General features: G+C 69.8%; 26 protein-coding genes and 1 pseudogene. 13 read left to right on the top strand and 14 right to left on the bottom strand.

Features of this window, described 5'->3' with window-relative positions; all coding sequences use genetic code 11:
- The first annotated feature begins 39 nt into the window (after window positions 1-39).
- The 7 genes from ITJ69_RS05960 to ITJ69_RS05930 all read left to right on the top strand — a co-directional run bounded on the left by ITJ69_RS05960 (window position 40) and on the right by ITJ69_RS05930 (window position 6627).
- Window positions 40-993 (top strand): C-terminal binding protein, encoded by a 954-nt coding sequence (locus tag ITJ69_RS05960; protein WP_194672278.1) that lies wholly within the window; start codon window positions 40-42, stop codon window positions 991-993.
- A gap of 27 nt (window positions 994-1020) precedes the next feature.
- Window positions 1021-1818: a coniferyl-alcohol dehydrogenase gene (locus tag ITJ69_RS05955; protein ID WP_194672277.1), complete on the top strand. Its 798-nt coding sequence runs from the start codon at window positions 1021-1023 to the stop codon at window positions 1816-1818.
- A 5-nt stretch (window positions 1819-1823) separates the two neighbouring features.
- A complete protein-coding gene (locus ITJ69_RS05950; RefSeq protein WP_194672276.1) occupies window positions 1824-2741 on the top strand; it encodes an oxygenase MpaB family protein in 918 nt (305 codons plus the stop codon).
- Window positions 2738-3730, top strand: a complete 993-nt coding sequence (locus ITJ69_RS05945; RefSeq protein WP_194672275.1) for a phosphotriesterase family protein — start codon at window positions 2738-2740, stop codon at window positions 3728-3730. Before ITJ69_RS05950 ends, ITJ69_RS05945 begins: the two co-directional genes overlap by 4 nt.
- Before the next feature lie 55 nt (window positions 3731-3785).
- Entirely contained in the window at window positions 3786-4697 is a 912-nt protein-coding gene (locus ITJ69_RS05940) for an SDR family NAD(P)-dependent oxidoreductase (RefSeq protein WP_194672274.1), read from the top strand.
- Between the two features lie 407 nt (window positions 4698-5104).
- Window positions 5105-6295, top strand: coding sequence for an MFS transporter (locus ITJ69_RS05935; RefSeq protein WP_194672273.1), 1191 nt, complete (start codon window positions 5105-5107; stop codon window positions 6293-6295).
- Between the two features lie 20 nt (window positions 6296-6315).
- Complete coding sequence (locus ITJ69_RS05930) at window positions 6316-6627, top strand: metalloregulator ArsR/SmtB family transcription factor (RefSeq protein ID WP_323743004.1); 312 nt, start codon at window positions 6316-6318, stop codon at window positions 6625-6627.
- A gap of 583 nt (window positions 6628-7210) precedes the next feature.
- Here the strand turns inward: ITJ69_RS05930 and ITJ69_RS05925 are convergent.
- Window positions 7211-8107: an SDR family oxidoreductase gene (locus tag ITJ69_RS05925; protein WP_194672272.1), complete on the bottom strand. Its 897-nt coding sequence runs from the start codon at window positions 8105-8107 to the stop codon at window positions 7211-7213.
- Window positions 8108-8206: 99 nt separating this feature from the next.
- Here ITJ69_RS05925 and ITJ69_RS05920 point away from each other — a divergent pair, with 99 nt between their 5' ends.
- Window positions 8207-8782 (top strand): TetR/AcrR family transcriptional regulator, encoded by a 576-nt coding sequence (locus ITJ69_RS05920; protein ID WP_194672271.1) that lies wholly within the window; start codon window positions 8207-8209, stop codon window positions 8780-8782.
- A gap of 64 nt (window positions 8783-8846) precedes the next feature.
- On the opposite strand, the pseudogene ITJ69_RS05915 reads toward ITJ69_RS05920, so the two are convergent.
- The 7 genes and pseudogenes from ITJ69_RS05915 to ITJ69_RS05885 form a co-directional block, all read right to left on the bottom strand.
- Window positions 8847-9221, bottom strand: a pseudogene (locus ITJ69_RS05915) (IS30 family transposase); the annotation flags it as partial.
- Window positions 9222-9732: 511 nt separating this feature from the next.
- Window positions 9733-10359 (bottom strand): response regulator transcription factor, encoded by a 627-nt coding sequence (locus tag ITJ69_RS05910; protein ID WP_194672270.1) that lies wholly within the window; start codon window positions 10357-10359, stop codon window positions 9733-9735.
- Window positions 10356-11573: a sensor histidine kinase gene (locus tag ITJ69_RS05905; protein ID WP_194672269.1), complete on the bottom strand. Its 1218-nt coding sequence runs from the start codon at window positions 11571-11573 to the stop codon at window positions 10356-10358. Before ITJ69_RS05905 ends, ITJ69_RS05910 begins: the two co-directional genes overlap by 4 nt.
- Window positions 11574-11596: 23 nt before the next feature.
- Window positions 11597-12367 carry an ABC transporter permease gene (locus ITJ69_RS05900; RefSeq protein ID WP_194672268.1) on the bottom strand — a complete coding sequence of 257 codons (771 nt, stop codon included), beginning with the start codon at window positions 12365-12367 and terminating at the stop codon, window positions 11597-11599.
- On the bottom strand, window positions 12364-13293 hold the full coding sequence (locus tag ITJ69_RS05895; RefSeq protein WP_194672267.1) for an ABC transporter ATP-binding protein: 930 nt from the start codon (window positions 13291-13293) through the stop codon (window positions 12364-12366). Before ITJ69_RS05895 ends, ITJ69_RS05900 begins: the two co-directional genes overlap by 4 nt.
- 94 nt (window positions 13294-13387) lie before the next feature.
- On the bottom strand, window positions 13388-14608 hold the full coding sequence (locus ITJ69_RS05890; protein WP_194672266.1) for a DUF2254 domain-containing protein: 1221 nt from the start codon (window positions 14606-14608) through the stop codon (window positions 13388-13390).
- 40 nt (window positions 14609-14648) lie between these two features.
- Entirely contained in the window at window positions 14649-15353 is a 705-nt protein-coding gene (locus tag ITJ69_RS05885; protein ID WP_228505000.1) for a GAF and ANTAR domain-containing protein, read from the bottom strand.
- Between the two features lie 190 nt (window positions 15354-15543).
- Here ITJ69_RS05885 and ITJ69_RS05880 point away from each other — a divergent pair, with 190 nt between their 5' ends.
- Window positions 15544-16008 (top strand): hypothetical protein, encoded by a 465-nt coding sequence (locus ITJ69_RS05880; RefSeq protein WP_194672264.1) that lies wholly within the window; start codon window positions 15544-15546, stop codon window positions 16006-16008.
- 124 nt (window positions 16009-16132) lie between these two features.
- Window positions 16133-17188, top strand: coding sequence for an alpha/beta hydrolase (locus ITJ69_RS05875; RefSeq protein WP_194672263.1), 1056 nt, complete (start codon window positions 16133-16135; stop codon window positions 17186-17188).
- Window positions 17189-17285: 97 nt separating this feature from the next.
- On the opposite strand, the gene ITJ69_RS05870 is transcribed toward ITJ69_RS05875, so the two are convergent.
- The 4 genes from ITJ69_RS05870 to ITJ69_RS05855 all read right to left on the bottom strand — a co-directional run bounded on the left by ITJ69_RS05870 (window position 17286) and on the right by ITJ69_RS05855 (window position 20193).
- Entirely contained in the window at window positions 17286-17792 is a 507-nt protein-coding gene (locus tag ITJ69_RS05870; protein ID WP_194672262.1) for a hypothetical protein, read from the bottom strand.
- Between the two features lie 144 nt (window positions 17793-17936).
- Window positions 17937-18704 (bottom strand): SDR family NAD(P)-dependent oxidoreductase, encoded by a 768-nt coding sequence (locus ITJ69_RS05865; RefSeq protein WP_194672261.1) that lies wholly within the window; start codon window positions 18702-18704, stop codon window positions 17937-17939.
- Between the two features lie 28 nt (window positions 18705-18732).
- The gene (locus tag ITJ69_RS05860; RefSeq protein WP_194672260.1) at window positions 18733-19518 is read right to left on the bottom strand and encodes an SDR family oxidoreductase; all 786 of its coding nucleotides are present in this window, start codon (window positions 19516-19518) and stop codon (window positions 18733-18735) included.
- A gap of 78 nt (window positions 19519-19596) precedes the next feature.
- Complete coding sequence (locus tag ITJ69_RS05855) at window positions 19597-20193, bottom strand: TetR/AcrR family transcriptional regulator (protein ID WP_194672259.1); 597 nt, start codon at window positions 20191-20193, stop codon at window positions 19597-19599.
- A 135-nt stretch (window positions 20194-20328) separates the two neighbouring features.
- Between ITJ69_RS05855 and ITJ69_RS05850 the strand changes: the two genes are divergently transcribed.
- Together ITJ69_RS05850 and ITJ69_RS05845 are read left to right on the top strand one after the other, a co-directional pair.
- On the top strand, window positions 20329-21153 hold the full coding sequence (locus ITJ69_RS05850) for an HAD-IIB family hydrolase (RefSeq protein WP_194672258.1): 825 nt from the start codon (window positions 20329-20331) through the stop codon (window positions 21151-21153).
- Window positions 21150-22364 carry a glycosyl transferase gene (locus ITJ69_RS05845; protein ID WP_123939447.1) on the top strand — a complete coding sequence of 405 codons (1215 nt, stop codon included), beginning with the start codon at window positions 21150-21152 and terminating at the stop codon, window positions 22362-22364. The genes ITJ69_RS05850 and ITJ69_RS05845 overlap by 4 nt, the downstream gene beginning before the upstream one ends.
- A 27-nt stretch (window positions 22365-22391) precedes the next feature.
- On the opposite strand, the gene ITJ69_RS05840 is transcribed toward ITJ69_RS05845, so the two are convergent.
- Window positions 22392-23009 (bottom strand): TetR family transcriptional regulator, encoded by a 618-nt coding sequence (locus ITJ69_RS05840; protein ID WP_131922624.1) that lies wholly within the window; start codon window positions 23007-23009, stop codon window positions 22392-22394.
- Between the two features lie 135 nt (window positions 23010-23144).
- Between ITJ69_RS05840 and ITJ69_RS05835 the strand changes: the two genes are divergently transcribed.
- Entirely contained in the window at window positions 23145-24227 is a 1083-nt protein-coding gene (locus ITJ69_RS05835; RefSeq protein WP_194672257.1) for a hypothetical protein, read from the top strand.
- A 129-nt stretch (window positions 24228-24356) separates the two neighbouring features.
- On the opposite strand, the gene ITJ69_RS05830 is transcribed toward ITJ69_RS05835, so the two are convergent.
- Window positions 24357-25394, bottom strand: a complete 1038-nt coding sequence (locus ITJ69_RS05830) for an LLM class flavin-dependent oxidoreductase (protein ID WP_194672256.1) — start codon at window positions 25392-25394, stop codon at window positions 24357-24359.
- Window positions 25395-25428 lie beyond the last annotated feature (34 nt).

Here is a 25428-nt window from a genome sequence, read left to right as displayed (position 1 = left end):
CACCCCGCACCGCACACCGACCTCGCAACGGAGACCCACATGAAAGTCGTCCTCACCAACCCGACGATGCGCCTCGACCCGAAGGTCGGCGGCGAGCTGCTGGACCTTGCCGACGTGGTCAACGCCCCGGACAGCACACCAGAAGGCATCCTGTCCGTCGCGCATGACGCCGATGCGCTCATCGTCGGTGTCGAGAACGTCCGCGCGCCACTCATCCAGCAGCTCGAACGCGCGAGGGTGATCCACCGGATGGGGATCGGCGTCGACTTCATCGACATCGATGCTGCGACGTCGAGCGGCATCCAGGTCACCAACGTCCCAGACGCGAACCACCGTGAGGTCGCCACGCACGCGGTCGCGATGATCCTCGCCCTGACCCGGCTGCTGAAGCCGTGGGATGCCGGCGTCCGTGCGGGCACTCCAGTCGACTTCCGGCGCGGTATGACGCTCCACCGTCCTGACCAACAACGGGCAGGGATCCTCGGACTCGGCCGGATCGGTGCGCACGTCGCGCGAGTACTCCGGGCGAGCGGCTACGACGTGGTCGGGTACGACCCCTTCGTCGACGCTGCGGCGGCCGAGGAACGCGGGGTGCGCTGGCTGCCGATCGACGAGGTCATCGCGACCTCGGACGTGCTGTCCGTCCACGTCCCGCTCACACACGAGAACCGACACCTGATCGACGCCGCCGCCATCGCGACGATGCCGACCGGAGCGGTCCTGGTCAACGTGTCGCGCGGCGGCCTCGTCGACGAAGAAGCGCTCGCCGACGCACTGGCGTCCGGTCACCTGTCGGGGGCGGGCATCGACACGTTCGAAACGGAGCCGCTGCCGGTCACGAGCCGACTCACCACGTTCGACAACGTCTTCCTCAGCCCCCACGCAGCGCACTTCAGCAGCGAGTCCATCGGTGAGATCTACGCGAAGTCGATGGACGAGGTCGTCCGGGTGCTCCGGGGCGAGCAGCCGCGCTACCCCGTCAACCACCTCTGATCCCGCCGAACCGAAACGGAGTCCACCATGACCTTTCCCGACTACGAGAACAAGCGCGTCATCGTCACCGGGGCGTCCTCCGGCATCGGAGCGGCAGTCGCGACCGCGCTCGTCGAACTCGGCGCCGAGGTCCACGGCGCCGGGCGGCGTGCGCCCACGGCCGAAGTGGCATCCTTCCAACCGCTCGACCTGAGTGATCAAGCGTCGATCCGGGGCGCCGTCGAAGCAATCGGTGGGCATGTCGACGCGCTGTTCAACTGCGCCGGGGCCGTGCCCATGCTGCCGGCGGTCGAGATCCTCAAGGTGAACTTCCTGGGCACCAGGCTGCTCACCGACCTGGTGCTCGATCACATGTCCGAGGGCGGTGCGATCGCCAACTGTTCCTCGGACGGCGGGTACCCCTGGCGCAAGAAGCGCGAGCTGCTGATCGACTTCACGTCGTCACCCACCTTCGACGACGGTGTCGCCTGGTACGAGCGGAACGCCGAAGCCGCGGGGCACGCCTACTCCTTCGCGAAGGAAGCCCTCAACGTGTGGACGATGCAACAGTCCGCCGTGCTGATCCAGCGGGGCATCCGGATCAACACCGCCAGCCCTGGCGCTGTCCAGACACCCATGCTGGACGCCATCGAGGGCGCGTACTCGGCGGCCGCCATCGATCCGGTGGAGTACCCGAGCGGCCGACGCTCGACCCCCGAGGAGCAAGTAGCACCACTGCTGTTCCTCAACAGCGACGGGGCGTCCTACGTCAACGGGGCAGACATCGCCGTCGACGGCGGGTTCTGGGCGGCACAGTCCGTCGCCGGCGCACTCTGGAACGAGTGACGCGCATGGCAGCGAAACCCGAGCGGAAGTGGCTCGGTACGGACGACAAGTTCGCGCGGCTGCGCCGCATCGAGGAGCTCGACCCGAAGGTGGACCACCGCGAGATCACCGAACTCTTCTACACGGACTTCCAGTCCGTCATGCTCGTCCAGGGCGTCTCCGGGTTCCTCTTCACGTTCGCAGCGCCGCGCATGTCGCGCATCCTGAAGGCGTCCGGACAGGTCGAACACCACACCGCCAAGCGGTACCTCGACACCTCGATCCTCACCGGCGCGGTGATGAAGAGCGGACTCGGCCCCGGTGACGGACGTGACGCCGCCCGACGCGTGAACGCGATGCACCGTCAGTACGACATCCACCCGGAGGACTTCATCGCCGTCGGGTGTGACGTCCCGGTCATGTCGCTCGAGCTCGCCGATCGCTTCGGCTGGCGGCCGGTGACCCAGAAGGAGCGCGACGCGCTCGTCATCCACTACAACCTCGAAGCACGTGCCTTCGGGTCGCATCAGCCGATCCCGGAGACGGTCGAAGGCGTCCGGGCGTTCTGGGAGGCCTACCTCGACACCGAACTCGCCTACGAGCCGCAGAACAAGGAACTCTCCGAGGCGCTCCTGGCCTTCATCCCGACGCTCGTTCCCCGCGCTCTGCGGCCCGTCATCAACTCGATCGTGACCGCGCAGGTGGACGAGCGCGTCCTCCGCGCCTGCGGCCTGAAGGCACCGTCCCGACGAAGGAAGACGATCTCGTCCATGGTCCTCGGCGCCATCGGCAGGTCGGACCCGAAACCGGATCGAGCGGACGGCGATCCCAGCCCGTCCGACGCGCTCAAGAAGGCGCTCTACCCGAACGGCTGGAGCATCCAGACGCTGGGGACCCACCTGCGCGCCCACGCGCACGACACGAAGGATGACCACGAACCATGAGCACCATCGACACGGTCCGCGGGCCCGTTGCCCTCGACGCCCTCGGACAGACGCTCGTCCACGAGCACGTCGTGTTCATCGACTCCGAGTTCGCCCGGTTCTACCCCGAACTGGCATGGGGAGGCGAACGCAGCGCCGTCGTCGACAAGGTCGTCGGACGACTCCAGGAGGTCGTCGACCGAGGGATCGGGACCATCCTCGACTGCACCGCGCTGCTGCACGGACGCGACATGGACTTCCTCAAGGAGGTCAACGACCGCGTGGACCTCAACATCATCGCGTCGACCGGCATCTACACCTTCGACCACCTGCCACACCACGTCGCGTCGCCGTCACGGTTCACGAACAGTGCCGACGACATCCTCACGCGGATGTTCCTCCGCGACCTGACCGTCGGGATCGCGGACTCCGGCATCCGGGCACAGTCCATCAAGGTCGCGGTCGACAAGCAGGGGTTCACCCCGAACATCGAACGCGTCTTCCGCGCGGCAGGGAGAGCGTCCGCAGAGACCGGGGCGCCGATCACAGTGCACACCCATCCGGCAGATCATCAGGCGGCACGAGCGCTCGAGCTCCTCGCCGGTGAAGGCGCCGACGTCGGCACCGTGGTCATCGGCCACAGCGGCGACACCACCGACGTCGACTACCTGCGGTCGATCATCGCGGCCGGGGCCGTCGTCGGCAGCGATCGTTTCGGTCTCTACTTGCTGCCGGAAACCGCGTCCGAGCAAGAACGCATCGACATCCTCGCGACGCTCGCCGCCGAAGGACACGCGGATCGCGTGGTCCTCTCGCATGACGCTGTCCTGTACTCGGATTGGTCGGAGCCCGGTTCGCTGGACGGTGTCGAGGCGCTCAAGACGTGGGTACCGACCCGCATCAGTGACGTCGTCATCCCGGCGCTCGTGGAACGTGGAGTCCGACAGACCGACATCGACGCGATGCTCGTCGGCGCGCCGGCATCGCTCTTCACGAACATCGCAGCCTGACACCCACGAACAGCACACCCACGAACAGCAAACGCACGACGACAGGAGCACGCGCATGACAGGACGACTCGACGGCCGCACCGCGGTCGTGACCGGAGCAGGCAACGGCGTCGGGAGAGCGATCGCGCTGTCCCTCGCCGAACAAGGAGCCCGCGTCGTCGTCAACGACCTCGGAACGAGCGCGACGGGTACCGGCCGGAGCTCGGAAGCCGCGGACAAGACCGTCGAGGACATCAGGGCAGCTGGTGGTGCCGCGGTCGCGAACTACGACTCGGTCGCGGAGGCGTCCGGATGCGCGAACGTCGTGCAGACGGCCGTCGACGCGTTCGGGCCGGTGGACATCCTGATCGCGAACGCCGGGGCGGTCCTGGCCGGCACGATCGACGCCACGGACGAGGAACTCAAGAAGGTGTTCGACCTCGTGGTGTTCCAGAAGTTCTGGCTCTCACGGCTCGTCGTGCCGGGGATGGTGGAGCGCGGTTTCGGGCGCATCGTGGCGACGGCGTCCGAAGGAGCGCGCGGCAAGGTCGGCAAGCCCCTCTTCGGAGCATCGATGGGCGCGACCGTGTCCATGATGAAGGCACTCGCAACCGACCTGGCCGGCACCGGCGTGACGGCGAACGTCCTCGCTCCGGGGGCGTCGACCCGTACCTACGTGGAAGCCCTCCCCGCACTCGAGCGTCAGTACCGTGAAGGCAAGCTCACCGAGGAGATGTGGCTCCGCGCCAAGAAGGGCCCGGGCCCCGTCGAGCACGTCCCGCCCATCGTGACGTGGCTCTGCACTCCCGCCGCCGCCGACGTCACCGGTCAGGTGTTCCACTCCGGAGGAGGACGGATCAGCGTGTGGTCGGAGTACGAGGACCGGGGGACCATCACGAAGGGCGACCCCGACGAGAACCCGCCCTACACGCTCGAAGAACTCGACGTCCTCGTTCCGGGCACCGTCATGGCGGGACTCACCAAGTGAATCGAGTCTGAGCGGAGTGAGCGGCACGGGCGGGACAACGGCACTTCGACGGGGCCGTGCGAGAGATCGCCGCGAGGCGGAGGCTCGGTGATAACGGGCCGATCAACGTATCCCGTACATCAGTGCCGAGCCTCGTCCGGGTCCGTCCGGGATCAGAGATCGTGAACATCGGCATATCCCAATGTTCCGATGTACGCTGATCTGCATGATCTGCATGATCTGCATGATCTCGATGGAACAACCCGGTGCACCTGGTAGACCCGACCGTCAACGTCTGCGACGACGCGAACGGGTGGGGGCGCGGAACACGGCTCAGGTGGAGATCGATGCAATGACCCGGGGCGCCGCGGAGGGTGCCGCCCGCGAGCGTTCGTGATGCCGTTCTTCTCGTGGCGACGGCGAGCCCGATGAGCAAGCCCTCGGATCGCGGTGCGGTCCTGCCATCGCTGGGGGCGGTGTTCCTGGCGGCGGGGCTCCTTCTCGGGTCATGGGCTTCACGGACGCCGGCGGTCGCGGGTGCCTTGCACGTCGATGCGACCGTGGTGTCGTCGTTCGTGATCGCCCTCGCCGCGGGTTCTGGTCTCGGCCTGCTCGTGGCGACGCGCGACGGCCGACGGATCGGACCACGTGCTGGGGTTCGGGCGGGGGCGGTGCTGCAGTTGGTGGGGCTCGCCGGGATCGGGGTCGGTGCCGAGGGCGCGAGTTCGGTTCCGGTCACCATCGCCGCGGTGTTCGTCTTCGGTACCGGCGTCGGCCTGGGGGACGTGCTGATGAACGTCGAGGCTGCTGGCGCCGAGCAGGCGGTGGGGCGGTCGGTGCTGCCGCGGTTGCACGCGCTGTTCAGTCTCGGTGCGATGGGCGGCGCGATCGTCGGAGCGGTGAGTGCCGGCGTTGGCCTGCCGATCTCCGTGCAGTTCCCCGCCGTCGCGGTCATCGGGACCGTGGTTGTCCTGTTCGCTGCAGGGCGGTTCAGTGGGCCGACACGGTCCACGGTGGTGGGACCGTCTGCACGGGCTGCCGCGCAGGGTGTACCAGTTCGGTCCGTCGCCCGGCGGTTGCTCCTCGTCGCCGTGACTGTGCTCGGCCTCGCGTTCGCCGAGGGGACGGCGACGTCGTGGATCTCCCTCGGCACGGTTCGCGGGCACGGACTCGATGCGACCACGGGTGCCGTTGCGTACGGGGTGTTCGTGACGGCGATGACGGCCACCCGGTTCGTCGGCGGGCGCATCGTCGACCGCTTCGGGCGGATGATCGCGATCCGGGTGGCGATCGGGGCGACGGTGCTCGGGTTGTTGGTCTTCGCGATCGCGCCTGGTCTCGTCGGAATTCTGATCGCTGCGCTCCTGTGGGGTGCGGGGTGCGCGCTCGGTGTCCCGCTCGGTGTGAGCGCTGCGGCTGACGGTGGTGGCGACCCACGACGCGTCGCGGTGGTGTCGGCGACCGCTTACACCGGGGCGCTCGCGCTCCCGGCCTTGCTCGGGCCCCTGTTCGATCGGTGGGGGTACGGCGTGGGGCTCGTGATCCCGGTGATAGTCCTCGTGGTCGGATTCACGGTGTCGCGGGTCTTCAGGACGGTCGTGCCGGCGGAGTCTCGGTGAGGGGCGCCTACGATCGAACTGTGGACCTGACCGAGGAGCAGCTCGTCGCGGTGTTCAAGGCGCTCGGCCACCCGAAGCGACTCCAGATCCTCGAGTGGCTGCGGCACCCCGACTCGTTCCCAGCCCAGGACCAGCCCGCCGACGAGGTAGGGGTGTGTCTCAAGCACATCACCGCGCGAGCTGGTGTGTCGCAGTCCACAGCGTCGGAGTACATGGCGATCCTGCAACGTGCTGACCTCGTGACGGTGCGTCGTATCGCGCAGTGGGCGCACTACAAGCGTAATGAGCCCGTGATCGCCGCCGCCGCCGCCGCGCTCAGTGCGACCGACTGACGCCACCTGCCACCTGCTACCTGCCGCCGCTGACCGGAGCGAAGTCGTTCGTGATCCGTCCGGGCCGCGCCGTCGCGACTTCAGGAACCGCCGAGCGCGGCGAGCGCATCTGGCGGCGAGCGACCCCCACCTTCGTGCAGGCGACCGTCATCGCTGACGACTTCGTCACCGCCGACGTGCTCGCCACCGCCATCATCGCGGGCGACGCGGGACGACCTCCGCAGGCTCACCAGCGACGCGAGCGTCGACGTGCTCGCGTTCGGCGAGGATGGTACGGCATGGGTGACACAGGGGTCTGAGGCGGTACCGCGGTGCGGCAACGAATCGGCTCTCTGGTTGCCTGATGGGAACCTCTTGTCATTTGCGTCCGGTGAGCCTCGGACGGGTCCGAGAAGCGGCCGCCATCATTCCGAATCACGTCAAGGATCGGTCGGCCGTGAGGAGCACCCGGCCGGTCTCGCCAGCCCACCGGGAAAGCGCGGCGTTCCGGTAGGCCAGGGGCTAGCGAGACGGCACGCAGATCGCTCACGAGGAGACTGCGGCGCCCGCCTACCGGTGCGTGTGCCTGGCGGGCGGGCACCCGTCAACGGAGGTAGTCGCCCTGCGCGAGGTCATCGAGTAGGTCCGTGTGGCGGGGCTCCCAGTCGAGGAGCTGCCGGGTACGGGCGCTCGACGCGGGGGCGTCGGCGGCGTAGATCAGCGCCATGAACGGGCTGACGTAGTGCGCTGCAGCGTCCTCCGAGGTGAGCCGCGCGGTGGGCACATCGAGGCCCTGACCGATGGTGGTGGCGATGTCGGCGAACTGCACGTTCTCGGCGACGGCATGCAGGACGCTGCCCGCTGGCGCACCTTCGAGGGCGAGTCGGTACAGCACCGCAGCGTCGTCCCGGTGCACGGCCGGCCACTCATTCGAGCCGTCTCCGACGTATGCAGAGACCTGCTTGTCTCGAGCGGTGCCGATGAGCATCGGTATGAAGCCGTGATCGTTCGGGCCGTGGACGGTCGGTGCGAGCCGCAGCACGATGGCGCGCACGCCCTTGTCCACGAATGCCAGGCAGGCGTCTTCCCCAGCCAAGCGAGCAGCGGCTGGGCCGTCGCGGTCGGGAGCGGTGTCCTCAGACGCCAGCGCCCCGTTAGGTAGGACGAGCGTGCCGGAGGTGACGATGAAGGGCTTGTCCGATCCTTCGAGCGCCTTCCCGAGTGCTGTGACGGCCTCCACGTCTCGGAGGATCATGCCTTCCGGGTCGGCGTAGTCGCCGCCGTAGGCCATGTGCACGACTCCATCGGCGGACGAGGCGGCGGCCGCGAGGATGTCGAGATCGACGAGCGAGCCCCGCACGATCTGAGCGCCGAGGCGTTCCAGGGTCGTCGCGGATGCGTCGGATCGCGCGAGCCCGGTGACCTCATGGCCGCTGCGGACGAGCTCTCGGATGATGGCAGGCCCGGTTTGCCCGGAACCGCCGGTGACGAACACCTTCATGTGTAGTCTCTCCCGTTTGGTGGCGACGTTTCGCCAGTGACTGGCGCTACGTTACGCCAGTAACTGGCAGAATGGTGACCATGCCGCTACGGTGAGGGGATGCCGAGGAGCGGAGCTGCCGCGCGTCAACGTCTGTACGAAGCAGCGCTCGCGCTGTATACCGAACGGGGGTACGACGCGACCACGACGGCGGACATTGCGCAGCGTGCCGGCGTCAACGACCGCACCTACTTCAGGCACTTCCCGGACAAGCGCGAGGTCTTGTTCGACGGGCAAGGCAGGCTCCGCGACGCATTGGTGGCCGCGGTGCATGCAGTTCCTAGCGGCACCTCGGCGATCAAGGCCCTCCGAGCGGCGTTCATCGACGCCGCTGGCTTGCTCGAGGACGATCGCGCCGCCGGGATCTCCCGACTGCGGATCATCGCGGACACCCCGGCGCTCCTCGAACGCGACCTCGCAAAGGGTGCGGACATGGCGGCGGCTCTCGCAGGGGCATTACGAGACCGCGGGGAGCATCACGACGTTGCGGATCTGATCGCGACGGTGTGCTGGGCGACATTCCACCATGCAGCGTCGCAGTGGATTGGTGATGGAACCCGCGGCTTGCGCGACCACATCACCGACGCTTTCCAGCTCCTCACCGCAACAGTCTCCCGGGCCGGGCAGGCGCACTGAGCGACTGAATACGACCGGGCCTTCGCTGCGGGGCGCAGATCCGTCTCGATAGCCGATGGCGGTTTCAAGGGGTCGTTGCAACGGGTGGTTGTTTCGGGTCCGAGAGTAGCTGTTCGAATGCTTCTGCAGGGCTGCGGTAGTCGAGGGTCTTGCGGGGGCGGCCGTTGACTTCAGCCGCGACTTCGAGGAGCCGTTCCGGGCTGTGGACGCTGAGGTCGGTGGACTTCGGGAAGTACTGCCGGAGCAGCCCGTTGGTGTTCTCGTTCGAGCCGCGCTGCCAAGGCTTGTGCGGGTCGCAGAAGTAGATCGCGAGGTCCGTGGCGAGGGTGATGTCTTTGTGTCGGGCAAGCTCGGTGCCCTGATCCCACGTCAACGACCGGCGCAGATGCTCGGGCAGGGTCTGGATGGTGGGGGTCATCGCGTCACGGACCGCGTCGGCGCTAATGGGTCAGAGCAGAGCGTCGAACACTCCGATCAGCACGGTCAGGAGCATGGCAAGCAGGAGCAGGCCTGCTGTCGCCGTGAGCTGTCGCTTCGTCACGTCTTCTCCTCACGCCGCAGCGGGCGCGAGCTACTGGCTCGCACCCGCTGCGATGTGTCACTTGCCGTAGTAGGTCTTCGCGGAGCCGACACCGCTGCCGGGCTGGTTCGGCCGGTACGGCTTCCACGCGGTCACTGCTTCAGTGCCGGACTTGCCCCACTTCCGGCCAGAGTCAGCGATGATGCGGTTGTCGTGCTCGAGCGGGATGCGCAGGGACAGCGCCGAGGAACACCGTCCCGCCGACGGCTACTGCGGCGAAGCCGGCAGTAGTCCGCCGAGCCTGCTGACCGATTCTGTTCATCACTGCTCCTCCGAACGCTGAAATCCAGACGTTCAGCGGTTAACATGCCAGCAGCAGAACGTTTTGTCCACCGGTGCCGCCTCGGGTCGAGCGGGCATCCCTCGGTATCTAGCCCGCGCCGAGCAGCCATCCGTTGTCCGCCGCGATCCGCAGCGCCTCGGTCGCGTTGCGCGCCGCGGTCTTCCCGATGGCGGACGACAGGTGGTTCCGCACGGTGCCCTCGGACAGGTGCAGTGTGCCGGCGACCCCGGCCACGGTCGGCGACGTCCGGAAGGCGATGAGCGCGTCGGTCTCCCGCGGGCTGAGCGGGGACGGCCCCGCGGCGAGGGACTCGGCGGCGAGCACGGGGTCGACGACGCGGAAGCCCCCGGCCACCCGGCGGACGGCGTCGGCGAGCTGTTCAGCCGGGGTGTCCTTCACGACGAACCCGGCGGCCCCGGCCTCGAGCGCTCGCCGGAGGTAGCCGGGGCGTCCGAACGTCGTGACGATGAGGGACCGGCACGCCGGCAGCTCACGGGCCAGCGTCGCCGCCGCCGTCAGGCCGTCCGCGCCCGGCATCTCGACGTCGAGCAGGGCCACCGTGGCACCGGACGCTCGCGCGGCGTCGAGCACCTCGTCGCCGCGGGCGACCTGGGCGACGACCTCGATGTCCCGTTCGAGCGAGAGCAACGAGGCGAGTGCGCCACGGACGAGGGCCTGGTCGTCGGCGACGAGCACCCGGATCGGATCGGTCATCGTGGACTCCTCTCGACCCGGAGCAGGAAGCCACCGAGGTCGCTCGTGCCGGTGGTCAGGACCGCTCCGACGGCGTCCGCGCGTTCCCGGAGACCGCGGAGCCCGTTCCCGCCGAGCACGGCCGCGGTCGACGGGGGAGCGAGCACCCCGGTGCCGTCGTCCTCGACGGTCAGCGCCGTCCGGGTCAGCGTCACCCGGACCCGGCTCGCGGCAGCGTGCCGGAGGACGTTCGTGACGCCCTCGCGCAGGACCCAGGCGAACAGGCTGCGAACGTCGTCCCCGGCGGCCTCACCGTCCTCGGGGAGCGCTGCCGTGAGCGAGGCAGCGGCCAGCGCAGCGCGGGCGGAGACCAGTTCGGCGTCGAGGTCGGCCTCGCGGTAGCCGCTGACCGCGCGCCGGAGCTCGTGCAGCGCCTCGCGCGAGAGCCGTTCGACGTCCTGCATCTCGGCCTTCGCGCGTGCCGGGTCGACGTCCACCAGCCGGACGGCGAGCTCGGACTTCATCGCGACGACGGTCAGGGAGTGGCCGAGCACGTCGTGCAGGTCGCGGGAGAACCGCGCGCGTTCCTCGACGACCGCGAGGCGGGTGATCTCGTCCTGCGCGACCCCGAGCCGTTGCTCCGCCTCGCGCTGCCGGCCGAAGAACAGCATCGACGCCCCGACGGACACGGTGATGACCGGGGCGAACAGGATGCCGCTGTTCACCGCGGTGTCCCACCCCGTGCTCGCCGCGACGAGGAACTGTGCGCCGACGATGCCGAGCACCACCACCGCGGCCACCCAGAACCGCTCGGCGACGAACCCCGAGAGTGCGGCGACGAGCAGCCAGGTCCAGACCGCGAGGGGCCCGACCACGAGGAGCAGGAGTCCGGCGAGCAGGGCGACCCCGGCCAGCACGAGTACCCGGCCGCGCAGGCTCCGCCGCCACATCAGCTCCGGCGCGAACAGGTACGCCGCGTAGACGACGGCGAGGGCGATGGAGGAGACGACGTGCGCGCGCAGGCTCCGGCCGTCGGTCCAGACCGCGATGATCTCGAGCACCTGCCACAGGAGCGCGAAGACCGCGCCGGTGTACCAGCGGCGGCGTCCGATGCGGATGTCGTCGTCGGTCGCGCCCGGTGGGACGGCCCACGGGAACGAGCGTGGAGACGGCCGGGAGGCGCGTGACGGGTCGTCCGCGCTGCTCGCGTCGATCGTGCTGGTCGCCTCGGACATCCGTGCCAGCGTAGGACCGTCGGTCACTGTCGTGCGGCGTCGCGGCGGTACCGCCACACGATCACCGCGGCCAGGACGATCGCCCAGCCCGCCAGGACCATCGCCGGCTCGGTCATGCCCGAGGACCCGGTCGCCCCGGCTCCCATCTGTCCGATCCGGTTGAGCCAGTAGGAGGGCAGCAGGTGCGCGACGGTGCCCATCCAGTCCGGCATCACGCTCAGCGGGACCCACAGACCGCCGAGGATCGCCATGCCCATGAACACCACCATGAAGAGCGGCTGCGCGAAGGACGGCTTCGCGAACTGCCCGATCAGGATCGCGATGAGCGCGAACGGGATCACTCCGCACCAGATGCCGAACCCGGCGGCGAACCAGTGCAGCGGGTCGAGCGAGGCGTGCAGGCCGACGGTCGCGACGAGCACCGTGATGACGATGGACACCGCGGCGAAGGCCATCGCGGCGATCACCTTCGACACCATGAACCCCCACCCGGACAACGGCGTCACGCGGAGCTGCCGGTTCCAGCCGATCGACCGCTCGTTGACGATGGCGAACGCCTGGCTGAGCGCGGCCGTCATCGCGCCGTACGAGGCCATCTGCAGCGTCGTGACGACGAGGTACGGCAGACGCGTCGTCGGGTCGGTCTGGGATCCGAAGGCCGAACCGAACACGAGCAGCATGATCACCGGGACGGCGAAGGTGAACACCATCGCGCGGACGTTGCGGAGCTGCCGCTTCGTCTCGAGGTACAGGTAGCGGATCGGCAACCGGCCGGAGGCGGTGACGGTGGTCATGCGAGGACTCCTTCGGGTGCGCTGTCGGTGGGGGCGGGGTCGGCGGTGAGCGCGAGGAAGGCGTCGTCCATGGTCGAGGCGACCACCTGGATGTCGTGCGCCTGCGGGAACGCGGTGAGGAGTGCCCTGAGCGTGTCGTCGCTGCGGTCGGAACGGAGCGTGACGGAGTCGTGCCGAGCCTCCAGGGAGACCACTCCCGGCAGACCGCGCAGCGCGACGTGCGCGTCGGCACTCAACCCGGAGAACCGGACGGCGCGGGTGGCGGTGATCGCCTTGATCTCGGCGGGGGAGTCGTCGGCGACGATCCGACCGGCGCGCATGATGACGATGCGGTCGGCGAAGGTGTCGGCCTCGTCGAGGTAGTGGGTCGCGAAGACGACCGTGCGCCCCGCGTCGGTGAACTCGCGCATCGACGACCAGAACGTGTGCCGGGCCTCGACGTCCATCGCAGCCGTCGGCTCGTCGAGGAGCAGCAGGTCCGGGTCCGAGACCACGGCGACCGCGAACCGGGCCCGCTGCAGCTGCCCGCCGGACAGCTTGTTCACCCGGCGTCCGGCGATCTCGGTGCAGCGCGCACGGCGGAGGGCCTCGTCGACCGGCATCGGCCGGCGGTGCGCGGCGGCGACGAGGGCGACCGCCTCCCGGACCGTCATGTCCGGCAGGAGGGCGCCGCCCTGCAGCATCGCACCGACCCTGCCGGTGACGACTGCGGCACGGGGCGCTTCGCCGAAGAGCAGGGCCTCGCCGGTCGTCGGCGTGGACAGCCCGAGCGCGAGGTCGACCGTCGTGGTCTTGCCCGCGCCGTTCGGGCCGAGGAGGGCGACGACCTCGCCCGGACGGATCGTCAGGTCGACGCCGTCGACCGCGGCCACGGCGCCGAAGCGCTTGCGGAGGTCGCGGAGCTGGATGACCGGTGTGTCGTTCATGCAGCCCACCCTCGTGCACCTCGGCGAGGCACGCCTCGGCCGGACGTCACGATGCCGGCATGACATCTGTCACCCCGCACACCGCGCACCGCGCTCACACGGCGCGGAGTGCCCGCACGGTCGACTCGAGGTGGCGCCGCCGACCTTCGGGAGCGCGCTCGTCCAGCCGCTCGGCCAGGCGGAGTGCGGCGGACACCACGATCGGCTGGTCGGCACCGTAGGTCCTGACGCCGTCGAACACCGAGTCGACGAGTGTCTCAGCGGTGGGCCAGTGCGGGATGACCCGGACCCGACCGTCGTCGTCGAGGTACCCGGTGATCGCCGACCGACCGCGCCACACGGGGACGAGTGGCGTCGCGGCGAGGTCGAGTGCGCTGACCGCGGTGTAGGGGTCGTTGGAGCCGCTGGCGAGTCCGCGGACGGCGATCTCGACCAGCTGTTGCAGTGCGAAGCCGACGTCCTGGTACGGGGTCCGTGACGAACCGAGGGTCACGAGCGTCAGGAGTCGGCGCCCAGCGCTGTCGAGATCGATCTCCGCGTCCATCGCGACGCCGACCCGGAGCAGGACGTCGCCCTCGATGACGTGGTCACCCGGCATCGCGACGGCCTCGATCACGCAGTCGTGTCCCGTTGCCCAGCCCACCAGCCGCTCCCACTGCACGGACTGCACGTAGCCGTCACCGGCTGCGGTGACGTCTGCCCAGCGAGCCGCACCCGCGTGCACCGGACCGACGGTGATCCCGTCGCCGTCCCCGTCGCGGAAGACCTGGCCCACCGCTGTGGCGAGGTCGGTCTGCACCTGCTTCTGCAGCGCGGTGATCTGCACGCTCGACGCGATGTGGTGGATGAAGAAGACCAGGACGGCGACGTCGAGGATGCCGAGGAGCACCGCGACGTGGACGGCGATGACCGGCACGAACGCGGTGCCGTCGTCGACGTCTGTGTGCACGGAGCGGAGCACGACGATCGAGTAGAGGAAGGTCGACGTGAACGCGGCGAGGACGAACTGGTTGGCGCGGTCCGCCATGAAGTTGCGGACCAGCCGGGGGCCGTACGTCGACGAGGTGGTGGCGAGGACGGAGATCGTGATGGAGAACGACGTGCCCGCCACCGTCAACATCGACGTGCCGATCGTGGTCAGGATGGATCGCCCGCCGCTCGCACTGAGGGCGTCGAGGAACCCGATCCGGGTGGCGCTGTGCACCAGGGCGTGGTCCAGCGTGACCAGGAGCTCCGCAACGACCATCGCGGCGCTCCCGAGGAGGGCGGGAAGGAACCAGAAAGACTCTCGGACACGGAGGGCGAGGGTGTGCATGATCCATCATCTCCCGCACAGAGCGGTGCCGGACGGTGGCTCAGCGGTCCGGTGTCGGGGAGCCGAGTGTGATCCGTCCGGCGGTGACGGCCAGCGCGACTTCGGCGAGGGGGAGGCCGTTGGCCCGTGCGTGGTCCCGGAGCAAGGCGAACGCGGCGTCGGCGTCGACTCGGTTCCGGCTCGCGATCCAGCCCTTGGCCTGCTCGACGGCCACACGGCTGTCGAGTGCGGCCTGGAGCTGCGCCTGCGTGGTGGCGGCATCGTCGAGCGTGCGCTGCCGGGTGATGGTGATCGTCGCGATGTCGGCCAACGCCCGTGCCGCTGCCACGTCGTCGAGGTCGAACGGGCCGGCGGCGCACCGGAACAGGTTGAGGGACCCGATGACGGACCGTTGTACCCGCAGCGGGATCGAGTGGACCGCGGAGTACCCGACGTCCACGGCGGCCCGAGCGAAGTGTGGCCATCTGGCCTCTGACAGCTCGATGTCGGGGACCGAGACGGCCGTGCCCGTGCGTGCTGCTTCGATGCAAGGGCCCTCGCCGGTCTCGAGTTGCAGGAGTTCGAGGAGGCCGCTGTGGTGACCAGCCGAGGCCGCGATCCGCAAGCGCGACGACGGATCGAACACCAACAGTCCGGCCGCATCGGCATCGAACAACGCCACCGACTCGTCAACGAGCACCTGCACGCCGGCCTCGTGATCCGGCGCGGTGGTGACGTTGCCGACGAGCGTGACGATGGCACGCAACAATCGACCTTCACGGTTCGCGGCCATGTGGCGCACTCCTGAATCGATGATCCGAAGTGGCCAGTCGTGCCCTGCTCCAGCAGTCGACGACCGCTTGGCCCTCACTGTACGCGCTTGATCCGACCGGGCGTGGAGAGCCTTCCGCTCCGGTGCAGCCGGTGTCGAGAACGCTCCGGTAGCGTGCCACCACATGCACTCCGCGCAAGCCCCACTCCCGCGCCTGATCGTCGCGCTCGTGGCACTGGTCGCACTGTTGTTCGCAGTCGTCGCCGCTGCTGTGATCGCCCTCCAGACCTACGTCGGCCACACCGGACGGCTCGGCGACTGCATGCGCATCGGACTCTGCACGGGGACACCCTTGGCGACCGTCGAGAGCAGGACCGGCGTCACTCTGCCGGAGGGATCGACCCTGATCGAGTCCAAGGCTTCCCGCGACCGCGACTTCATGTCGGCACTGGTGCGCCTTCCCGACGGCACCGAGCCGCCGACCCTTCGGGAGAGCGACCCCGCTGAGCTCACCCAGCGTGCGTCCGCGGCGCTCACGAGCCAGGGGGCCGACACCCCCAGCGGGCAGATCAGCGGCAACGTCGCGCTGTTCACCGGAACCTCGAGCGGGCACACGATCGTCTACCTCAGGTACGACGCGCACGACTGAGTTGTGCCGTGCTCGGATGCACTACTGTCGTCCGCAGAGGGAAAAAATCCCGCGCTGCTCCGGCAGACGGGACCGCACACGCGTCTCACGGGAGTCGTCACTTCTTCATCGAAGGAGTGTGCCCGTGTCCGACACCATCGTCCGCCCGCCGTTCGACCCCGAACTCGCGACCTTCCTGGCGGCGCTCGAGGCCCGCGGTCCGTTCACCCTCACCGCGGAGATGCTGCCCCGCATGCGGCAGCTCGACGTGCCCGAGGACGTCCTCGACGAGCGCCTGCGGTCCCGCGGGTACCAGCGGCGGAACGTCACGGTTCCGGGGTACCTCGGCGACCCCATCGACCTCGCGATCATCGACCGCGTCGAGCGCACCGGTGCGGCCGATGCGACCGGTGCGACCGGTGCGACCGCGGGCGTCTACTCGATCCACGGCGGGGGCATGGTGTTCGGCCACCACCTCGGGAACCTCGACTCGTTCGACGACTGGCTGCTCGACCACGACGTGGTCCTCGTCAGCGTCGACTACCGCCTCGCACCCGAGTACCCCGATCCGTACCCGGTGGAGGACTGCTACGCCGGTCTCGTCTGGGTGGCGGCGCACGCGGACGAGCTCGGCATCGACCCGGCACGGATCGTCATCGCGGGCCAGAGCGCCGGCGGCGGACTCGCCGTGGGGACAGCCCTGCTCGCCCGTGACCGGCAGGGTCCCGACCTGATGGCGCAGATCCTGGTGTCACCCATGCTCGACGACCGTGACGACACCGTCTCGACCCGGCAGATCGACGGCGTCGGGGTCGCCGACCGCCAGATGAACCGTTTCGCGTGGGACGCGTACCTCGGACCACGCCGCGCCACCCCTGACGTCTCGGAGTACGCCGCTCCGGCTCGTGCTGCAGACCTGTCGGCGCTGCCGCGCACCTACATCGACTGCGGCAGTGCTGAGGTCTTCCGCGACGAGGACGTCGCCTTCGCGAGCCGCCTCTGGGCAGCGGGGGTCGACGCGGAGCTCCACGTCTGGCCCGGTGCCTTCCACGGGTTCACGAGCATGGTGCCCGACGCCGCGATCTCGAGGACCGCGACCGCGGCCCTCGCGGACTGGACCCGACGACTGCTCGGCGATCCTTCACCGATCGAACGCGCAGCCGGGCGCGAGGACGGATCCGTGGAAGGCGTGTCTCGGTAGACGTCCCCACGAGCGGGACGGGAGGCCCGGTGCCATCTGGCACCGGGCCTCCTGTCCGGCGGTGTCACCGGGCGGTCAGCGGATCACGACGCCCGCCTCACTCGGCGCTGCGCAGGTCCTGCACGTCGCCGTCCGAGCACTTCGAGACCCCGGTGATGCTGTACCGCTGCGGGTACGCGTTGAAGCCGATGGAGGTGACGGGTCCGTCCGCGCCCCGGATGCCGGTGAGCGGGTCCGAACCGCCGCTCTCGAACCGCTCCGTCGTGACGCCCTTGCTCTCCCAGAAGTCCTCGACCGCGCTGATGTCGGTGGCCGGATCGGTGCCGTCCGTGCCGCTGCGCTCCAGGACGTACACGAAGCGGGCGCCGTCTCCACCGCCCGACTGGGTGCACACCTCGGCAGCGGGGCCGCGGTACACCGTCCACTCGCCGCCGACGGCGTCGGCGGACTCCTTGACGATGCCGACGATCGACTGCTTTGCTTCGGACGGATCCACTGCGTTGCCCCCGGAAACGCTGCTGCAACCGGCCGCGCTCAGCGCCGCCGTCAGGATGAGGGCGACGCGGACGCCGACGCTGGCGGGGCCAGGGGTTCGTTCGTTCACACCTTCAGTGTCCACTGTGGGGGACGACGGACGGGAGGCACGGTGCCAGCTGACACCCTGTCTCCCGCCCGTCACGGGTCGCGTCCCGGGCCCGGTCCACGCGCGCAGGAGCGCGCTCACGTGGCCGCGTCGGCTCGGGACCAGCTAGTGGGTGGTCCAGCCGCCGTCGATGACGAGTTCCTCGCCGGTGACGTACTTCGCCTCGTCGGAGGCGAGGTAGACCATGCCGTACCCGATGTCGGTCGGTTCGCCGACGTGCGGCGGCAGGGGCACCTCGCCGCCGAGCTGCTCGGCCATCGTCTCCTTCGTCATGCCCGCAGCGGCGGCGAGGCCGGTGTAGACGGAGCCGGGGTGGATCGAGTTGACGCGGACACCGTCTCCGGCGAACCACTGTGCGGCGTGCTTCGTGAGGGACCGGACGGCACCCTTCGACGCCGAGTACGCCGCACCGCCGGCGTCGGAGACACCGCCGACGATCGCGGCGATGGACGACACGTTGACGATCGATCCGCCGCCCTGCCGCTGCATGTGCGGGATGACCGACTTCATGCCGAGCCACACGCCGGTGGTGTTCACCGCCATCACCGTGTTCCAGTCGTCGAGCTCGGCTTCGAGGATGCCCTTGGCGATGTGGATGCCCGCGTTGTTGACGAGCACGTCGACGCGTCCGTGGTCGGCGACCACCCGGTCGACGACGCCGTTCCACGATTCCGGCGACGTGACGTCGAGCGTGATCGCGGTGGCATGCCCTCCCTCGTCGCGGATCGAGGCCGCTTCCCGCTGCAGTGCCGCTTCGCTGACGTCGGTCATGATGACCGTCGCGCCCTCCCGTGCGAACAGCTGTGCTCCGGCGAGGCCCATGCCGCTCGCTGCGCCGGTGATGATCGCGACCTTGTCGTCGAGTCGTGCCATGTCGTGTCTCCTGTTCTCAGTGTGGGGGTCAGATGCGTTCGGGGCGTCGGATGCTCTCGGCGCCGCCGTCGATGAAGACGATCTGTCCGGTGACGTGTGTGTTCTCGGCGCTGGCGAGCCAGGCCAGGAGCGCTGCCGGGGCGGCGGGCGGCGCGGCCGGACCGTTCAGGGGAGACGGGGCTCCCGCGTCGAGGGCGGCGCGGCCTTCGGCGCTCTCCAGTGCTGCGGCGGTCATCGGCGTCTCGATGACGCCAGGAGCGATCGCGTTCAGTGCGATGCCGGCGCCAGCCCACTCCGGGTCCTTCGCGTGGGTGCGGATCCACTGCGCGATCGCCTTCTTCGTGGTGGAGTAGATGGCGCTCGACCCGGCGGCGTTCGTCGCCGTGCCGATGCGCTCGGCCTCCTGCCGTGCGCCCGGCTCGTCGTCCACGAGGAGTCGCTCGTACAGACCCTCGTCGACCTCCTCGAGGGCTGCGAGGGACGCGACGACCACCGCGCGCGGGGCATCGGAGCCCGCGAGGAGCGGGCGGAGTCCCTCGAGCGTCGCCGTCGCACCGAAGTAGTTCACCCCGACCGTCACGGGACTCGCCGCGACGAGACCGGCGACGGCGATCACGCCGTCGACCCGCCCGCCGGAGCGCTGCTCGACCTCGTGCACGAGGGCGGTCCGGCCCCCGGCGGTGCTGAGGTCCGCGATGACGTCCGCGTCCTTGATGTCGACACCGATCACACGGTGTCCGTCGGTTTCGAGTCGTTCTGCAGTGGCCTTGCCGATCCCGGAGGCAGCTCCGGTGACCACGTACGTCCTGCTCATGGTGGTTCCTCTCGTCATCATCGACGTCGGCGCGCGGGAGCGCGCGAGCTCCGCTCGGACAGCGGAGAAGTCAGGGGGTCAGACGCTGCCGACCAGCCACTCGGGCATGACGGCCACCAGCCGTTCGGCCATCGCGTCCGGCTCGGCAGGGGAGTCGTCGCGCAGCCACACCGTGAGCAGCGCGATCGCACCACCGGCGATGAACCGGGCGGTGTCCTCGGCGTGGACGTTCCCGGGGACCCGCACGCCGAGCAGTCGGATCGTCGCGAGGACCTGCTGCGCGTACGCAGCGACCACGCTCTCGTGCACCCGCCCGGACAACCGCCAGTCCAGCGACGCCCGGTAGAAGGCGGAACGCGAACCGATGTGCGCGAGCATCCGACGGTTCGCCGCGACGGCCAGGGTGCGCAGATCGGCATCGTGGTCGTTCCGTGCCCGGAGGTCGTCCAACCCGATGTCCCGGAAGGCGTCGACCAGCATCGCGACCGCGAGGTCGTCGAGGTCGGCGAACTGCGCGTAGAACGCACTCCGGCTCACCCCGGCCGCGCGGGCGATCGCGTTGACGGTGATCTCCGTCGACGCATCGGCGGTGAGGCCCTCGACGGCCCGGACGATCGCGGCACGGGTCCGCGCTGGACGGGGATCGGTTGCCCGCACGGGCGCGCTGCTCTGCACGGACCCACCATACGACTTTTCCGACACGTGCGTGGAAAATCACGGGATGCGCCGTTCACCAACCGGACTCCCACGCATGGCAGGGTGGTCCGGGGCACCGTCGCCCGCAGCCCACCCAGCCGCGAGCGGAGCACGATGCCACCACAAGACCTGATGGTCGTCACGGACCTCGACGGGACGTTCCTCGACCACCACGACTACTCGTTCGACGCTGCCCTTCCGATGCTCGAGCGCCTACGCGCCGACGGCGTACCGGTGGTGTTCTGCAGCAGCAAGACCCGGGCCGAGATCACCGCCCTGCAGCAGCGGACCGGTCTCGACGGGCAGGCGTTCGTCGCGGAGAACGGCGCGATCGTCGTCGGACCCGACGGCAAGGCGATCACCGGAGCTGGCGCGGGCCCCGCGAACGCCGGTCTCGCGCGTCTCCGCGAGGCCCTCGACCACACCCGAGCGGACCTGGACCTGCACTTCGCGACCTTCGGCGGCGTGACCGACGAGGTCGTCGCCACCTGGACCGGACTCGACCTCGAAGCGGCCGGTGATGCACGCCGACGCGAGGCCTCCGAGGTCCTGCTCTGGCACGCCGAGGACGACGACCGCGCGGGCGCGTTCCGCGAGTCGCTCGCCGCGGCCGGCCTCGACCTCGTTCGCGGCGGCCGCTTCTGGCACGTCCTGCCCACCGGGCGCGACAAGGGCACCGCGGTCCGCCTGCTCGTCGCCGACCACGCACGCCGCACCGGCACCGCTCCGCGCACGATCGGGCTCGGCGACGGGCCGAACGACACCGCGCTGCTCGACGCCGTCGACCTGGCGGTCGTCGTCCGCGGCCACGGCCCGGAACCCGGTCCCCTCGCCGACGACCGACCCGAGCGCGTCCACCGCACAACCGCCCCTGGCCCGCAGGGCTGGGCCGAGGGCGTCTCCCGATTCACCACCCCGTCCGTCAGGAGCCACCGATGAGCGACTTCCACCAGAACGGCGTCATCACGACGTTCCACGACCTCGGCCGCCGCAGCACCGCGAGCATCGAGGACGACCTGCGGGGCTTCGCCGAGAAGCGGCCGATGAGCCTGATCCTGCCGGCGCTGTACTCGGAGCTCGAACGCCCGGCGCTCTCGCGGATCGTCGACGAGCTGGCCGAGGCCGACTGGCTCAGCGAGATCGTGATCGGGCTGGACCGTGCCGACCGCTCGCAGTTCGAACACGCGCGGGAGTTCTTCGCGCGGCTGCCGCAGCGGCACCGCATCCTGTGGAACGACGGGCCGCGCCTGCGGGAGCTCGACGCCGAGCTGGAGCGCGAGGGGCTGGCTCCCGGCGAGCCGGGCAAGGGCCGGAACGTCTGGTACTGCACGGGCTACGCGCTCGCGTCGGAGCGGGCCGAGTGCATCGCGCTGCACGACTGCGACATCACCACGTACGAGCGGGGCATGCTCGCGCGGCTGTTCTACCCGGTCGCGAACCCGGCGTTCGACTACGAGTTCTCGAAGGGCTACTACGCCCGCGTCGCCGACGGCCGGATCAACGGGCGCGTCGGGCGGCTGCTCGTCGGTCCGCTGCTCCGGTCGCTCCGCCAGGTCTACGGGGAGTCCGAGTACCTGGAGTACCTCAGCAGCTTCCGGTACCCGCTGTCCGGCGAGTTCGCGATGCGCGCGCACGTGCTGAACGGCCTGAAGATCCCGGGGGACTGGGGCCTCGAGATCGGCATGCTGTCCGAGGTGTACCGCGACTACGCGACCCGGCAGGTGTGCCAGGTGGAGATCGCCGACGCGTACGACCACAAGCACCAGCCCCTCGCCGAGGCCGACGGCACCGGCGGACTCGCCCGCATGGGGAACGACATCGTGCAGTCGCTGCTGCGGAAGCTCGCGACGATGGGCGTCCCGCTCACCTCGGACTCGTTCCGGGTGCTCAAGGCGACGTACTACCGGAACGCCCTCGACATCGTCGAGGTCTACCGGCACGAAGCGGAGATGAGCGGCCTCGGCTTCGACCAGCACGCCGAGGAAGCCGCGGTCGAGCTCTTCACCAAGGCGATCCTCGACGCCGGCGGCGCCTTCAGCGCGCGCCCGGACGACAAGCCGTTCATCCCGAGCTGGAGCCGGGTGCGTTCGGCGGTGCCGGACGTGCTCGAGCGGTTGCAGGATGCGGTGGAGGCGGACCAGCAGGACTGACCAGAGCCCGGCGGAGAGCGCTGCCGGTCAGTGCGTCGGGACGAGGATCGACTGCACCACCGGTGCGAGCATCGTGACGATGTCGTCGGGCTCGGCGTCGACGAGGGCGTCGATGCCGACGACCTGCCGTCCGACCACGACACCGATGAGCATCGACGACACCAGCGTCGCGCGCAGCGCAGCATCCGGGACGTCCGGGAAGTGCGGGGCGTACGCCTCGAGGACCCGTCCCCTGACGAACGCGCGCAGGTGGGTCGCTGCCTGTTCGTTCGTCACGGCCGATCGGAACGTGGCGAGCAGGGGGCCGGATGTCGCGGGCGCGGTCCAGAGGCCGAGGAAGGCGCTGACGAAGCGTTCTCCGATGCCGTTGGCGGGGCCGTCCAGGGCGCTGCTCAACACTGCGGCGGCTTCCGACGGCATCGCCATCGATGCGGCGAACAGCTCGTCCTTCGAGCCGTAGGCGCGCATCACCAGCGCGGCATCGACCCCGGCGTCTGCGGCGATCTTGCGGATCGACGCAGCGGCGTAGCCGTCGGTGGCGAACCGCGCCCGCGCTGCGTCCAGTACGGCCTGGCGTGTGTCGTTGACGCCGGGTCGGCGCCCGCGGGGACGACCCGCCGTTGCGTTCGGTTCGGCTTCGACCATGAGACGACCATACCGGGCAGTGGCGAGGGATATCAACGGGCGTTGCTTTTCCCGCTGAGTGAACTTATGCTCACTGACGATCCTCTGCCTTGCCATCGGTGCCAGGGCCAGTCCGACCGCGAATCGAGTAGCCGAATGAGCACCTCTCCAGCAGTTCCCACCGTCACGCCGTGGCGCCGTGCCCTCGCGATCGGGGTGCTCGTCGCGGCCGTCGTCTCCCTCGTGGTGATCGCGTTCACCTGGCCCGCGAGGACGTCGTCCGCGCACGACATCCCGATCGCGATCGCCGCCTCTGCCCAGCAGGCCCAGCAGGCCCAGCAGCTCGGCTCATCGCTGACCAAGGGCAACGACACGTTCGACGTCACCCGCGCCGATGACCGCGCCGAGGCCGTCCGGATGCTCGAGGAGCGTGACGTCTACGGAGCGGTCGTGCTCTCCGCCGGTGCGGCGCCCGAGGTGCTCACCGCTTCCGCCGCGAGTCCCGCCGTCGCGCAGGTGATGAACGGCGTCGCGACGAAGCTGGGCGCACAGGCCGCCGCGCAGACCGCCCAGGGCGCTGGTGGCGGGGCTGCTGCCCCGACCGTCTCCGTGACGGACGTGGTCCCGCTGTCGGACGATGACCCGACGGGTGCCGGCCTGGTGGCGGCGGCGTTCCCGCTCGTGATGGGCGGCATGCTCGGCGGCATCCTCCTCACGTTCCTCGTGCACGGCACCGGTCGTCGTGTGATGGGGCTGGCCGTCTTCGTGGTGGTCGGCGGGTTCGCCGTCGCCGGGATCCTGCAGGGGTGGCTGGGCATCCTCCAGGGGCCCTACGTCCAGAACGTGGCAGCGTTCGTGCTCGCACTCGGATCCGTCGCCGCGACGATCCTCGGCGCTTCGACACTGATCGGTCGACTCGGCGTGAGTGTGGGGCCCGTGCTCTTCCTGCTGTTCGCGAACCCGATCGCGTCCTCCGCGACCCCGTCGTCGTTCCTGCCCGCTCCGTGGGGCACGATCGGCCAGTGGTTCCCACCGGGAGCCGGCTCGCGACTGCTCCGCGACATCTCGTACTTCCCGGATGCGAACGCCGCACCCCAGTGGCTGATCTTGGCCGGTTGGACCGCCTTCGGCCTCGCGCTGATGGGCGTCGGAGCCCTCCTGCACGTGCGCCGTCGTCACGCGCACCACGGTGAGCACGTCGCCGTGCGCGAGCACGCACCGGATCCGCTCACCGTCTGAGCCGGACCCGACTGACCGGCTTCCGAGCCGCGTCTGCCAGGCGCGAACGGCGTTGGACGGTGAACGGACGGACGGGAGGCACGGTGCGAGCTGGCACCGTGCCTCCCGTCTCGCGGTCTGGCGCCGTTCTCAGGCCGCCGGTCGCGGCGCCCAGCCGAGTTGCGGACCCAGGTGCTCCGCGATGTCCGTGGTGATCTGCGCGTAGTCGTCCGGCTCGAACGAGAACGGCAGCGCGAAGGCGACCTCGGTGACCGCTTGGTAGCCGGCGTCGGCGCGCAGCCGGTCCGCGATCTCGGCCGAGGTCCCGACGAGGTCGGCGGCGAAGAGCATCCCCGCGGGTCCCATCGGCAGGCCGACGCGGCCCGAGCGGCTGTCGACGTAGGCGCGGTAGCGGGTCTCCTGCTCGCGGGTCGCCGTGTCGGTCGGGATGACGACCAGGCCCTGCGAGACCCGAGCGGTGCTGGGATCGGGGTGGACGTCGAGGTAGGCGTCGATCTGTGCGCGCTGGTTGGTGGCGAAGTCCGTGCCGACCTCGCTGCGGGTGACGCTCGAGGTGAGCAGATGGAAGCCGTTCTCGCCGGCCCAGACCGCCGACTTCGTGCTGCCGGTGCCGTACCAGATGCGGTCGGCGAGGCCGGTGCTGTGGGGCTGGACGGTGCTCGCGAACTCCTCGATCCCTCGGCGTTCGACGGTGCCGGTCCCGGTGCCGGTCACCGCGTCTCCGCGCACGAGGTCACGGAAGCGCAGGAGTCGGTCGTTGCCGAGGTCCTCGTGCTCGAGGGTGTCGGGGTAGATCGCGTCGCGGTACAGGTCGAAGTTCATCGGGGTGCCGACCGAGAAGCCGGGGTTGAGCCGCCCGCCCAACAGCACGTCGACGGTGCCGAGGTCCTCGGCGAGCCGGAAGGGGTTCTCGGCCCCGATCGGTGTGACGGCGGTGCCGAGCTCGATCCGCGAGGTCCGCTGCGACGCGGCGGCCATCACCGCGACGGGGGAGGAGATGCCGTGCTGCAGGTGCCGGTGGCGCAGCCACGCGCTGTCGAAGCCGAGCGCCTCCGCGCGCTCGATGACCCGGAGTGTGTCCTCGTGGCCCTCGGACGGCCGGGCGGGGTCGAACGACCCGATCGTCAGGAAGCCGAGCCGTTCCAGGGGAGTTCCGTCGAGGGGCATGCCTCGATCGTGCCAGACCACCGGGTGGCGCGGG

It is taken from the genome of Curtobacterium sp. VKM Ac-2887 (assembly GCF_015350935.1).
Classification (GTDB): domain Bacteria; phylum Actinomycetota; class Actinomycetes; order Actinomycetales; family Microbacteriaceae; genus Curtobacterium.
This window is presented reverse-complemented; position numbering and strand designations above follow the sequence as displayed.